The 13045-nt window shown below is 37.1% G+C and carries 15 protein-coding genes; 12 read left to right on the forward strand and 3 right to left on the reverse strand.

What is annotated here, in order from left to right:
- Positions 1–45: 45 nt before the first annotated feature.
- On the forward strand, positions 46–657 hold the full coding sequence (locus ACH3O9_RS05455) for a bifunctional nuclease domain-containing protein (protein WP_416445065.1): 612 nt from the start codon (positions 46–48) through the stop codon (positions 655–657).
- Between the two features lie 6 nt (positions 658–663).
- Positions 664–2079, forward strand: a complete 1416-nt coding sequence (locus ACH3O9_RS05460; protein WP_416445067.1) for a NupC/NupG family nucleoside CNT transporter — start codon at positions 664–666, stop codon at positions 2077–2079.
- A gap of 79 nt (positions 2080–2158) precedes the next feature.
- Here ACH3O9_RS05460 and ACH3O9_RS05465 read toward each other — a convergent pair whose 3' ends face one another.
- The gene (locus tag ACH3O9_RS05465; RefSeq protein ID WP_416445069.1) at positions 2159–3862 is read right to left on the reverse strand and encodes a hypothetical protein; all 1704 of its coding nucleotides are present in this window, start codon (positions 3860–3862) and stop codon (positions 2159–2161) included.
- Between the two features lie 272 nt (positions 3863–4134).
- Here ACH3O9_RS05465 and ACH3O9_RS05470 point away from each other — a divergent pair, with 272 nt between their 5' ends.
- From ACH3O9_RS05470 to ACH3O9_RS05490, 5 genes are all read left to right on the forward strand, one after another.
- Positions 4135–4986, forward strand: coding sequence for a thymidylate synthase (locus ACH3O9_RS05470; RefSeq protein ID WP_416445071.1), 852 nt, complete (start codon positions 4135–4137; stop codon positions 4984–4986).
- Between the two features lie 14 nt (positions 4987–5000).
- Positions 5001–5414 (forward strand): energy transducer TonB, encoded by a 414-nt coding sequence (locus tag ACH3O9_RS05475; protein ID WP_416445073.1) that lies wholly within the window; start codon positions 5001–5003, stop codon positions 5412–5414.
- An 83-nt stretch (positions 5415–5497) separates the two neighbouring features.
- Positions 5498–6664 (forward strand): ergothioneine biosynthesis protein EgtB, encoded by a 1167-nt coding sequence (egtB, locus tag ACH3O9_RS05480; protein WP_416445075.1) that lies wholly within the window; start codon positions 5498–5500, stop codon positions 6662–6664.
- Between the two features lie 5 nt (positions 6665–6669).
- Complete coding sequence (egtD, locus tag ACH3O9_RS05485; protein ID WP_416445077.1) at positions 6670–7638, forward strand: L-histidine N(alpha)-methyltransferase; 969 nt, start codon at positions 6670–6672, stop codon at positions 7636–7638.
- 2 nt (positions 7639–7640) lie between these two features.
- Positions 7641–7922 carry a DUF427 domain-containing protein gene (locus ACH3O9_RS05490; RefSeq protein ID WP_416445079.1) on the forward strand — a complete coding sequence of 94 codons (282 nt, stop codon included), beginning with the start codon at positions 7641–7643 and terminating at the stop codon, positions 7920–7922.
- A 30-nt stretch (positions 7923–7952) separates the two neighbouring features.
- Here the strand turns inward: ACH3O9_RS05490 and ACH3O9_RS05495 are convergent, their stop codons facing one another.
- Both ACH3O9_RS05495 and ACH3O9_RS05500 read right to left on the reverse strand, forming a co-directional pair.
- Complete coding sequence (locus tag ACH3O9_RS05495; protein ID WP_416445081.1) at positions 7953–8243, reverse strand: isoamylase early set domain-containing protein; 291 nt, start codon at positions 8241–8243, stop codon at positions 7953–7955.
- A 202-nt stretch (positions 8244–8445) separates the two neighbouring features.
- Positions 8446–9513: an aminotransferase class V-fold PLP-dependent enzyme gene (locus ACH3O9_RS05500; protein WP_416445083.1), complete on the reverse strand. Its 1068-nt coding sequence runs from the start codon at positions 9511–9513 to the stop codon at positions 8446–8448.
- 132 nt (positions 9514–9645) lie between these two features.
- Between ACH3O9_RS05500 and ACH3O9_RS05505 the strand changes: the two genes are divergently transcribed.
- The 5 genes from ACH3O9_RS05505 to fabD all read left to right on the forward strand — a co-directional run bounded on the left by ACH3O9_RS05505 (position 9646) and on the right by fabD (position 13010).
- A complete protein-coding gene (locus ACH3O9_RS05505; protein ID WP_416445085.1) occupies positions 9646–10071 on the forward strand; it encodes a 2TM domain-containing protein in 426 nt (141 codons plus the stop codon).
- Positions 10071–10562 carry a dihydrofolate reductase gene (locus ACH3O9_RS05510; RefSeq protein WP_416445087.1) on the forward strand — a complete coding sequence of 164 codons (492 nt, stop codon included), beginning with the start codon at positions 10071–10073 and terminating at the stop codon, positions 10560–10562. The genes ACH3O9_RS05505 and ACH3O9_RS05510 overlap by 1 nt, the downstream gene beginning before the upstream one ends.
- Positions 10549–11400, forward strand: a complete 852-nt coding sequence (locus ACH3O9_RS05515) for a fructosamine kinase family protein (RefSeq protein WP_416445089.1) — start codon at positions 10549–10551, stop codon at positions 11398–11400. Before ACH3O9_RS05510 ends, ACH3O9_RS05515 begins: the two co-directional genes overlap by 14 nt.
- Positions 11401–11488: 88 nt before the next feature.
- Positions 11489–11989: a pyridoxamine 5'-phosphate oxidase family protein gene (locus tag ACH3O9_RS05520; protein ID WP_416445091.1), complete on the forward strand. Its 501-nt coding sequence runs from the start codon at positions 11489–11491 to the stop codon at positions 11987–11989.
- Between the two features lie 139 nt (positions 11990–12128).
- Positions 12129–13010, forward strand: a complete 882-nt coding sequence (gene fabD, locus ACH3O9_RS05525; protein WP_416445096.1) for an ACP S-malonyltransferase — start codon at positions 12129–12131, stop codon at positions 13008–13010.
- The last annotated feature ends 35 nt before the right edge of the window (positions 13011–13045 follow it).

Here is a 13045-nt window from a genome sequence, read left to right on the forward strand (position 1 = left end):
CTGGACACTGTCCTCTTTTAAACAGCCTTTTTATATTTTTGCAATATGAGTCTAGTGCGTTTGAATATAAAAGGCATATCGTATAGCCAAACACAGAATGGTGCGTATGCCCTAATCCTGAGCGAGGTTGATGGTGATCGTAAGCTGCCTATAGTAATTGGTGCCTTTGAGGCTCAGTCTATTGCGATTGCTTTAGAGAAAGAAATACGCCCGCCAAGACCTCTTACACATGATCTTTTTAAAAATTTTGCAGACAGGTTTGACATTGTCATCAAGCAGGTTATTATACACAAGCTGGTAGATGGTGTTTTCTACTCAAGCATTATCTGTGAAAGAGATAAGATAGAAGAAATAATAGATGCACGTACCAGCGATGCCATATCTCTGGCTCTACGGTTTAATGCGCCTATTTTTACATACAAGAATATTCTTGATAAAGCAGGTATTTATCTAAAAGGATCAAGCGGTCAGGAATCAGAAAATCCCGAGAGTATACTCGTTGATGAACTGGTTGTTGAAGATGAGGTTGATACTGAAAGAGCAGATTATAAAAAGTTATCTCTCCAGGACCTAAACAAGCTTCTTGATCAGGCTGTAGCACGTGAAGACTATGAGGCTGCCGCTAAAATACGCGATGAAATATCTAAACGCAATTAATTATAGATGCGAAAAATTCTACCCCTACTGCTCATTTCCTTATTTTTTATTCCCGGTGTTAACGCTCAAACTGTACAAGAAGTTCTCCCTGTAGAAGAAGCAAAACATTTAATACCAAATGCCGGCTTCTCATTTAATAGTCTCTGGCGCGGAGTTCTGGGTATGGTTTCCCTTCTGGTTATAGCCTATTTATTAAGTGTAAATAAAAAAGCGATCAACTGGAAAACTGTAGGCGTAGGTCTTGCAGCACAACTTTTTCTTGCTATTGGTGTTCTAAAAATTAGCTTTATACAGCGGCTTTTTGAGTTCGTAGGGCAGATTTTTGTTAAGATTCTTGATTTTACCGCAGCCGGAAGTGAATTCCTTTTAGGCGGAATGATGGACGTAGAAAGTTTTGGTTTTATATTTCTTTTCCAGGTTTTACCTACAATAATTTTCTTTTCGGCATTAACTTCTGTTTTGTTTTACCTGGGTGTGGTGCAATTTGTAGTGAAAGGCATGGCTTGGGTTTTAACCAAGTTAATGAACATTTCGGGCCCTGAAAGCTTATCTGTAGCCGGTAACATATTCCTGGGACAGACAGAAGCGCCTTTAATGATAAAAGCATATTTAGAGCGCATGACGCGTTCTGAGATTTTACTGGTAATGATAGGCGGGATGGCCACCGTTGCCGGAGGAGTTCTGGCCGCTTATATTGGTTTTTTAGGTGGTGATGACCCGCAATTGAGACTAGAATTTGCAAAACATTTATTGGCAGCCTCTGTAATGGCTGCTCCGGGAGCTATTGTAATTTCCAAATTGCTTTATCCTCAACAAGAAGCAATTGATAGTCGTGTAGAAGTTTCTTCAGAAAAAATAGGCTCTAATATTCTTGATGCTATTGCTAACGGAACTACAGAAGGTCTAAAGCTAGCTGCAAACGTAGCTGCAATGCTGCTGGTTTTTGTCGCTTTTATAGCCATGATCAATTATGGTTTTAACAAATTGGGAGACTGGACTACATTAAACAGTTATCTTGCCTCAAACACACCGTATACAGAACTTTCGCTTGAAGCAATTTTAGGAACCATATTCGCTCCTCTTATGTGGCTTATTGGCGTTTCTACAGAAGATGTGATGCTTATGGGGCAACTGCTGGGTATTAAACTCGCAGCAAGTGAATTTGTAGGCTACATTCAATTGGCAGAATTGAAGAATCCTATAAATGATATCAGTTTTACATATGAGAAATCTGTAATAATGGCCACGTATATGCTGTGTGGTTTTGCCAATTTTGCTTCTATAGGTATACAAATAGGCGGAATAGGTTCATTAGCTCCTGGTCAACGTAAAACATTATCAGAATTTGGAATCAAGGCATTAATAGGGGGTACTATTGCATCTCTTCTTTCTGCTACTATTGCAGGTATGATAATAGGGTAATCCTCTTCAACAATACAATATAAAAAAGCCTTTTCTAAAAATTAGAAAAGGCTTTTTAGATTTTGAACAAATACCATTATTAACTCATTGCGAGCAGACTACCTCCTATTGCAGCACCTGCAGAAACAAAAGCACTAATTACTAACCACCACGCTGCGGCTGCGGCATTCTTGCGAGTGTTCTCTGCCTGAATTACTGCTTTACGTTTTACATTTTCAATCCTTCTGTTAGCTTCTAATTCAATATCTTCAATTTTTTGAAGCACATTATTCTTAGCCTGATCAATAGAAGCCGCAACTTTATCTATATCATCTTTTTCTAAACTGGAATGACTTGTTACAACATTTAATAAAGTTTCCTTATCAACGTTTTTAAGTTTTTGCTTAAGTGACTGCAGACTTTCTTTAGAATCATCAAGCTTATTCTGGAAGAAACTTGTTAGCATTGAAAGGTCTATATCAGACTTCCCGGTGTGATTAATAAATTTAAATACCTCAATCTGTAGTTTCTGTTTTAGTTCTTCTGCAGACATATCTGTTTTGTCTTCTACCCCGGCAGAAATCTGGTTTGTAACATTATTAAAAACTTCTACAGCCTTATCTGCAAACCCATCTAATTGATCTTTCTTAAAAGCCGTATTTGCTTCAACAAATGATAACACAGTATCTTTATCAATTTTCTTTAATTCATTTGCAAGCTTATTTGCCTCCACCTTTGGGTTCTTGATAATTTCATTAAATTGATCTTTCCATTTATCCTGCTTAACATCATCAGGTTTTGCTTTAGCCAGAATATCTTTAAACTTTTCAATATAACCATGAACCTCTTGTTCTTCGGCATCAGTTAATTTAGTGATTGCATTCTCGATACGCTCCTGGTTATCATCACCTTCTTCATAAGCTTCACGCAATTCTTTTTGCAATTGCTGTAATTGCTCTTGCTTTGTTTTATTTTGAGCTTCTCCTTTTGAAACTGTAGATATTGCATTAGAAAGAACCTGCTGAATCGCCATCCATTTTACCGGGCTATTTTTACCTGCTTTTGATCTTTCATGGGTTGAGTTTTCAACTATATCTGTAAGATCTTGCTTAAGCGTATCATAATCAGGAACAGACTTATTTACTTTATTTAAAAACTCATCGAGTGAATCTTTTATAATATGCGGATCAAAAGAGGACTGAAAATCTTTACGAATTTTTTCTACTGTATGATCTGCGATGTGCTCAATTTGCTGCTCTTTTGACGGAGTGAACATATCTTTAACAGCACTGGCCGAAGCTCTTAGTCCGGCAGTGGCCGTATTAATTAAACCTCCCACCAAGGTGTTCACAACTTTACTTTCCAGATAAAACAGAAGAATAAAGAATGTCGCCCATATCACAAGTCCCAGAGTTATACTTATTACTGTACTGCTTATAAGACTCAAATTGATCGCTAAAGCTGTTGCTCCAAATAAAGACAGGCCAACAGTTATACAACTCCACAGACCAAAACCAGTTGTGATCATTGTTCCGGTTGACATAGAATCAGAATCATCTTCATCAGACTCAAAGTGATTTTTCCCTTTTACATATTTCTTTTTTATATCGCCTATGGCCGAAATACCAAAAGCAACAGATAACGCGGTAAGAATAAATTGAAACCCTAATGCTAACAGAACCCCGGCGAGTACCGCTATAAAGAATTGCGGGGTCACGACAGACTCTGCATAGGGGTCTACGGCTTGCGCATTAAGAGAAAATCCTAAAAACATTATAGGAATGATTAAGGTTAGTTTTTTCATAATTTGATAAATTTGAAGTTAGACCCTAGTTTATAATTAATTTTAAAGCATATTTATTTATAATTAGTTAATTAACATTGTTTTAAATTATAATGTGAATAAATATAAAATAAACTAAAAGGGATGTCAGAAGTTTCATTTCCTATAATAATTACATTTAGCCCTTCTTAATTATGTTACCTCAATAGAAGCGTAAAGGAGAATAAGAAGATCTTTAATCTCGAGATTACTCTCGAGAAATTTGAGAATCGAGTACTATTTAAAGCAACATCATGAGACAATATCACGACCTAGTTAATCATATTTTAGATAACGGTATTCAAAAAGGAGACCGTACAGGCACCGGCACTTTAAGCGTTTTTGGTTATCAAATGCGATTTGATCTAAGTGAAGGGTTCCCTATGGTTACTACTAAAAAATTACATTTAAAGTCGATAATTCATGAATTGCTATGGTTTTTAAAGGGTGACACTAATATTAATTACCTACAGGAAAACGGGGTGCGCATCTGGAATGACTGGGCAGACGAAAATGGGGACCTGGGTCCGGTGTATGGCCATCAATGGCGTAACTGGAACAGTGAAGAAATTGATCAGATAAAGGATGTTATGGACACGCTTAAGACAAATCCTAACAGCAGACGCATGCTTATAAGTGCCTGGAATCCCAGTGTGCTGCCAGACACATCTGTTTCATTTTCTGAAAATGTGGCTAATAATAAAGCTGCCCTCCCACCCTGTCATGCCTTTTTTCAGTTTTATGTTGCTCCGGGAGATCCCGATGCTACAGATAGCAGACCTAAGTTATCGTGCCAGCTTTATCAACGCAGCGCAGATGTATTTCTGGGAGTGCCTTTTAATATTGCCTCATACGCGCTTCTTACACTTATGATCGCACAAGTTTGTGATTATGCCCCGGGAGATTTCATCCATACTTTTGGCGACACTCATATCTACAATAATCATATTGAGCAGGTTAAACTTCAACTTTCGCGAGAAATTCGTACATTGCCAACTATCAAAATTAATCCTGAAGTGAAAGATATCTTTAGTTTTAAGTTTGATGATTTTAAATTAGAAAATTACGATCCGCATCCCCACATAAAAGGTGCGGTCGCTGTTTAACCCAAATCATTATTATGAAGAAATTACTAATTGCTACCATCATTATGATGGCAAGCTTCTCGTACGCCCAAAACGGTGTTGCGATGAAGGGAAACACACTTACCATACGTGAAATCCCACCAGTATGGCCGGGCTGCTCAGGCTCAGAGACCCAAAAAAAATCATGTTTTAGTCAACAACTCGCTAAACACATTGGTCAAAATTTTAAATTCCCAAAAGGTTACAAACCAGGTAGTGTAAAAGAAAAAGTAGTTGTAAAATTTGTGATCAATACGGAAGGAAAACCTGAAATTAAAAGTGTCACAGGAGGCACAAAAGTTCTGCAGGATGAAGCTAAGCGCAACATTATGCTAATTCCCCAAATGACTCCCGGCAACGCAGGAGGTAAACCCAGAGCTATAAAATACACCGTTCCTTTTACCTTTTAACTTGCCCTTAACGCTTGTAAACGTGGGCAAAAGCAATAAAATTGTAAATTTGAGTATAACCACTTTAGGTTATACTCTTTTTTATGATTACAAGTCTTACAAACAAACTTTTAGAATTTTTTACTGAAACCCGCGCTCAATCTGAAATTATCTGCGCTCCCCTTGAAATAGAGGATTATGTAGTGCAGCCTATTGTTGATGTTTCTCCGCCCAAATGGCATTTAGGACACACAACATGGTTTTTTGAAGAATTCATTCTTAAACCTCATAAAGCAAATTATCAATTATATGATGATCAATTTGCTTTCGTTTTTAATAGCTACTACGAGAGTGTAGGTGCCAGAGTTGTGAGAACAGATCGCGGAAATCTGTCTCGTCCCACCGTAGAGCAAGTGTATTCATATAGACAATATGTAACTGAGAATCTTGCCGAACTACTGCAAGATGAAATTTCTGAAGAAATAGAATCACTGGTTCAAATCGGTATTCATCATGAGAAGCAACATCAGGAATTACTGCTTATAGACATAAAATACATTCTGGGTAACAACCCACTAATGCCCGCATACAATAAATCATTTACCGAATCAAAACCACAATCTCCAGATCAAAAATGGATATCAATATCTAGTGGTTTATATGAAATTGGCCATACAGGTGATGGCTTTTCATATGACAATGAATTTGGAAGACACAAAGTTTATCTCAATGATTATAAAATTTCAAATAGACTTGTGACTAATGCTGAATTTCTTGAGTTCATTGAAGATGGCGGTTATGAAAAAGTACTTCTATGGCATGCAGAAGCCTGGGACTGGGTCTCTAAAAACTCGGTAAAAGCACCTCTTTATTGGCATAAAATAGGTGAAAATTGGCAGCGTTATACTTTTAGCGGGTTAAAGCCTCTTGATCTTAATGCTCCACTAGCTCACATTTCATATTTTGAAGCTTTTGCTTATGCGCAGTGGAAAGGTCTAAGACTTCCCACAGAGTTTGAATGGGAAGCTGCACAATCACATTTCGACTGGGGGCAACGCTGGGAATGGACAGAAAGTGCCTACCTGCCATATCCTGGTTACACAAAAGTAGATGGCGCTTTAGGTGAATATAACGGCAAATTTATGGTAAGTCAAAAAACACTAAGAGGCGGTTCTGTCGCAACTTCAGATAAGCATACCCGCCCTACTTACCGCAATTTCTTTCATCCACACTTGCGCTGGCAATTTACAGGCTTGCGTTTAGCCAAATAAAATACATGAAACTGGAACAGAAAATTGATTTTCAAAGTGAATTTCAGGAAGAGGTATATGAAGGTCTCACGGCTTTTCCTAAATACCTGTCTTCAAAATATTTCTATGATAAAAAAGGAGACAAATTGTTTCAACAAATCATGGAGCTGCCTGAGTATTATTTAACGGGTTGCGAATTTCAGATCTTATCAAAATACACTTCAGAAATAGTTAAAAAATTTGAATCGCCATCAGGTTTTGACCTAATAGAACTTGGCGCCGGGGATGGCAAAAAGACAAAACTTCTTCTGGAAGAATTGATGAGCAACAATGTCAACTTTAGCTATAAACCCATAGATATTAGTCAAAATGTGCTTGACGAACTTCAGGAATCTGTAAAATCTCTGTGGCCGGAAATTGATATAGAAACGCAACAGGGAACCTATTTTAAAGTTCTAGAAAAAATTGCGCAGTACACTCAACGCAAAAAAGTTATTCTCGTACTAGGCTCAAACATAGGGAATCTTTCACATCCTCAGGCGATTGACTTTTTAAAAAATATTCAACATTCTATGCACAAAGACGATTTGCTTTTTATGGGCGTAGACCAAAAGAAAGATCCTGCCACCATTTTAAAGGCCTACAATGATTCTGCCGGCGTAACAGAAGCATTCAACAAAAATTTGTTAGACCGCATAAATGATGAGATGGATGCTAATTTTGAACCAAATAATTTCATTCATTGGCCTACATATGATCCTGAAAGCGGAACCACAAAGAGCTTTTTAGTAAGCAACAAGAATCAGGAAGTGGCTATAAATAAATTAAACTTGACTGTGAGTTTTGAAAAATGGGAAAGCATACAAACTGAAATTTCGCAGAAATACGATGATTCTGTGATAAACTGGCTAGCCGAAGAAGCTAATCTTCAGGTGGTCGATCAATATGAAGATGATCAGGGTTATTTTAAGGACTATATTTTTAAAAAGAAATAATTATGAAAGCGATCTGGAAAGACAAAGTTATAGCCGCAAGTGACAATACTATTGTAGTTGAGAGTAATCACTATTTCCCTCCCAATGCAGTAGACCAGCAATATCTGGTTAAGAGTGACACGCACACAACATGCCCCTGGAAAGGTGAGGCCAGCTATTACTCAATAAAAGTAAATGATGAGCAGCTGGAAGACGCTGCCTGGTATTACCCCAGCGCTAGCGAGAAAGCAAAAAATATAGAGAATTATATAGCTTTTTGGAAAGGCGTCAAGGTCACAGAGTAACCTTGACGATCTTACCTAACATTTCTTTTTCTATAAATCTATTATGCTATTTTCTGCAGCAGCAAAATCACTCCACTGAGAGCGGTCTGCTTCCTGATCGTTTGTCCACTCACCATCTACAACATAACGAAACGCGTAAGAGGTCTCGATTGGTAGATTTACTGCTAGCTTAAAGACGCCGTTTTTCTGTTTTTTTAGTTCAGTTTCCTGCCAGTTATTAAACTCTCCCGCCACAGCAACTTTTTCTGCATCTTTTGCAGGTACAGCAAAAGTGACTTTGCAAAGAGGTTTAGCTTTTAAATATTGTTTTGTAATAGCCATTTTAAATTATTTTTTATTCACCGCGTCAAATGTAATAACCCAATTTATTAATATCCAACAAATCAGCGCATTACATTTATTTTTTCGAAAAGTGAATTTTTTTAGTACTTGAGAAGACAAAAGCTAAATGCGAAAACGATATATAAACACATATTCTTATTATTTAGCATAAAATACTTATTACAATTAATAAAGCATAATGCTAAATTATCTTCAGCAAGGCATTAAAATCGTCTTCAGTATTAAAATAATGGAAACTTATGCGAATTCCCGCTCCTCTTTTAGAACATATAATTTTATGTTCTCTCAATTTGTTAAAGAGCTTCTCCTCTCCTCTTATATTAAAAATTGAAGAATGAATTGTACGATTCTTAACCTGGGATTGCAAAAGATCTCTTGCCGTAAATTCTTCTTTAGCTTTGCTCTTTAGATGATTTACCTGCGTCTCAATATTTTGTATCCCCACCGCTTTTATTAGACCAATAGCGGCAGACAATGTGCCAAAAGCCAAGGTATCCAGGTGTCCCGGCTCAAATTTACCAATGAAACTTTGTTCCTCTTTATATTTTGTGCCCCACGAATTAAAACCAATTGATCTTGGTTTAACTAAATCTTTTACAGATTCTTTAAAAAGAAAAAAACCGTTGCCATAACCAGCGTTAAGCCATTTATAAGCACTTGCTCCTAAAACGTCAATTCCTGAAGTTGCAAAATTAAAATCTGAAACTCCGCAGAATTGCGTCCCATCTGCAATGATTAGTAATTGGGGAAATTTCGCTTTAAGCTCTTTTATAAAATTTAGATCGATTATGATCCCATTTATGTATTGCACAAGACTTAAACATAACACATCAGGCTTCTCATTTTCTACCTGCTGTAGGATATTATCCTCCAGATTGGCATCAATATCGGCAAAAACAACCTCAAAATCGCGCGATGTAACGGGCCAGTTTATTGAAGGATAGTCATCTTTAAGAAGTAGAATTTTTGACTTTTTAGGAAGTCCCTCTAACAGAATGTTGAGACCTAAAGAAAAATTGGGCACAAGAGCCACATTTTCACTCTCACAATGAAAAAAATGACCTACCGTTTCACGAACTTTAGCTAAAAAAGCACCTTGCTTATCTTTTAAAATACTCCCTTGTATTAGATAATCCAGATCATGTTCCTGTCTAAAATCAAGCACAGTTTCAGACATGAGACCAGAGCCTGCCGTATTAAGATGAATATATTGAGAAGTGACCGGAAATTCTTTTTTTAAGTTTTTCATTAGAAAGAAAAGTGTTTAATTAACGTAACTTTGGTTAGAAATAGTAACGTTAAAGTTTTAAATTTTAATGCTGCTAAATTGCAAAAGCCCACTAAGAGGCTTAAAAATAGGTCAACTAAATGATAAGAACAGATGTTTTCAAGTAAAAAAGAGACTTCAAAAATTGATCCCGAACAAAGAGAGCTTATAGAGAATGCTCAGGTTAGGATAAAGCAGAAGAAAAATCTTTTTCGCCACTTTATTGTATTTCTGGCCGGTGCGGTTTTACTTATCATTGTTAATCTGCTTCTCGATTTTGGTAAAGATTTTAGACCATTAAATGTAGATTGGTTTGTATGGGCGATACTTATTTGGTTTTTTATTTTTCTAATTCACCTGCTCAATGTTGTCCTCTTCAGCAGTTTTATGAATAAAAAATGGGAGCACGATCAGCTCGAAAAACTTGTTGACAAGCAAAAGCGAAAAATTGCACAACTACAAACAGAGGTAGACAAGCAACAACCCCTGCCCGAAAATAAAAGCCCGTTTATAAAACCCGATCAACCTCTAAACTCTTAATGTCTCCTAAAGTTACACTCATAGCTGCAGCAGCAGAGAATAATGCATTAGGTAAAGACAGCGACCTCGTTTGGCATCTGCCCGATGATTTTAAAAGATTTAAAGCGCTCACAACGGGTCACCATATTGTGATGGGAAGAAAAACCTTTGAGACTTTCCCAAAACTTTTACCCCATAGAACTCATATTATTATCACCCGGCAGGAGAATTATAAAGCAACGGGTGCTATTGTCGTAAACAGTCTTGATGACGCACTTTCTTATGCTCATGATGATGACAATACCTATATTATAGGCGGTGGCGAGATTTATGCAATGGCAATGCAAAAAGCCACGCATATAGAACTCACACGTGTTCATGGTAATTTTGAAGCAGACACTTTCTTTCCTGAAATTGATGAAAAAGATTGGAAACTCATCAAAGAAGAATTTCACCCTAAAGATGAAAGGCACAAATACTCTTTTACATACCTAACTTATGCCAGACGTTGATCTACTTAATCATCTTGGCACAAAACACGATCTTGTAGTAAACACCCACAAGCCATTATCTGGCGGCGATATTAATGATGTTTATTTACTTCATTGCAAGAGCGGCAAATACGTTATCAAAATAAATGACAAGAACAAATTCCCTAAAATGTTCTTGAAAGAAAGCAACGGGCTCAAATTACTTGCTTCCGCGAAAGCTATCCATATCCCGGCAATTATTGCGGTAGGCGATTTTAAAAACATATCTTACTTAATTCTGGAATACATAGATTCTGTAGCAAAAAAACCTTCTTTTTGGACCGATTTTGGGCATCAAATGGCCGATTTACACCGCAAAACTGCCGATAATTTTGGACTTAATGAAGACAATTATATAGGTAGTTTAAAGCAGATTAACAACAGCTCACAATCTGCCGGGCAATTCTATATAGAGCAGCGCCTAGAACCTCAATTTAAACTGGCTATAGATAATGGTTACAATTTCAAAAATCTGGATGCTTTTTATAAATCTATAGCGACCCAAATTCCTCATGAAGCGCCTTCCCTGACCCACGGTGATCTTTGGGCTGGCAATTTCATGGTAAACAATAACGGTCTTCCCTGCCTTATAGATCCTGCTGTTGCTTATGCTCCGCGAGAAATTGATATTGCGGTTATGCATCTTTTTGGTGGCTTTGACTCATGCCTCTTTCAAACTTATAATGAGGATTTTCCATTAATTAAAGGATGGGAAAACAGACTTAAGCTATGGCAACTCTATCACATTCTGGTTCACGTCAACCTTTTTGGAGGGCATTATTACGCTTCCGCGAAAGCAATCATTAAACAATACAGCTAGTTTAACAAACTTTACACTTTACCTAAATAGAATTAGTAAAGCTTTGGCTTCTTACCACTCCCTATCTCTCTATCTTTAAAAGAAAAAGATGAGTACAAAAAACTTATACAACGACGAAGCAAAGAAAAAAATTAAGAATCTAGCAGAAGATATAGATTTTGCTATGCTCGCCACAGCTCTTGGCACAAAACCTATTAGCGCTATACCCATGAGCACAAAAAAGGTTGATGAAGATGGCAATATCTGGTTTTTGAGTGGCAAAAACAGCGATCATAATACAGATATCGCAAAAGATGACGCTGCTCAACTTTTTTATTCTGATCCCGGCTCAATGGAATTCTTAAGCGTTTATGGCAACGTAAAAATAATCTCTGACAAAGCAATTCTGGAAGAACTTTACGGTAAAACTGATGATAACTGGTTTGATGGCGTAGATGATCCTAATTTATCTGCATTAAAATTTGTTCCTTCAGACGCTTTTTATTGGGACACAAAAAACAATAAATTAGTCACTTTATTTAAAATGGGTGTGGGTGCAATAACCGGAAACCAGCCAGATATAGGCGAACAGGGCGAGTTAAAAGTCTAGTATATACAGCAGATTTAAATAATTCAGGATTTAATATTTTAATTTTAAAAGCTCAAAAAAATGTCAAATCCTGAATTACATCTGATAAAATTCGCAGACTTTAAGTATATGCTTAATTTTGCAGACTAATCAAATTAATATGAAAGCGTATATTTTTCCCGGTCAGGGAGCACAATTTTCAGGAATGGGCAAAGATGTATATGATACATCTGCAGATGCCAGAGCAATTTTTGAAAAAGCAAATGAAATACTAGGTTTCAACATCGCAAAGACAATGTTTGACGGTTCTGCAGAAGAACTTAAAGAAACAAAAGTCACTCAACCAGCTATCTTTTTACACTCGGTAGCTTTATATAAATCATTAGGAAATGTAAAACCAGCAATGGTTGCAGGACATTCTTTAGGAGAATTTTCTGCACTTGTGGCAAATGGTGTTCTTGATTTTGAAGCTGGTCTTAAGCTAGTTTCTCAGCGAGCTCAGGCTATGCAAAAAGCTTGCGATCTTGAGCCATCTACTATGGCAGCCGTATTAGGTCTTGAAGATGAAATTGTGGAGTCTGTTTGTGCAGATGTTGAAGGAACTGTGGTGGCAGCAAATTATAACTGTCCCGGGCAATTAATTATTTCTGGCGAAATTAAAGCTGTTGAAGAAGCCTGTGAACGTTTAAAAGAACGCGGCGCAAAACGCGCTTTAATACTACCGGTGGGTGGTGCTTTTCATTCTCCACTAATGGAACCAGCGCGCGAAGAACTCGCAGCAGCTATTGAGAGTACTACTTTTAATGATCCTCTATGTCCCGTTTATCAAAATGTAAGCACTTTTGCAGTTACAGATCCTTCTGAAATTAAAGAAAACCTATTATTTCAACTTACCGCACCGGTAAAATGGACGCAAAGTGTTCAAAATATGATCGCAGATGGAGCAACTGATTTTATAGAAGTAGGTCCCGGCAAGGTTTTACAAGGTCTTGTGAGGAAGATCAATCGCGAAGCAATCGTCAGTAGCGCGACTGTAGAATAAGAATACAAAGCATATAAATTAAAAAGGGCTTGCAA

Origin of the sequence: Leeuwenhoekiella sp. A16, from assembly GCF_047946675.1 — a bacterium.
Taxonomy (GTDB): domain Bacteria; phylum Bacteroidota; class Bacteroidia; order Flavobacteriales; family Flavobacteriaceae; genus Leeuwenhoekiella.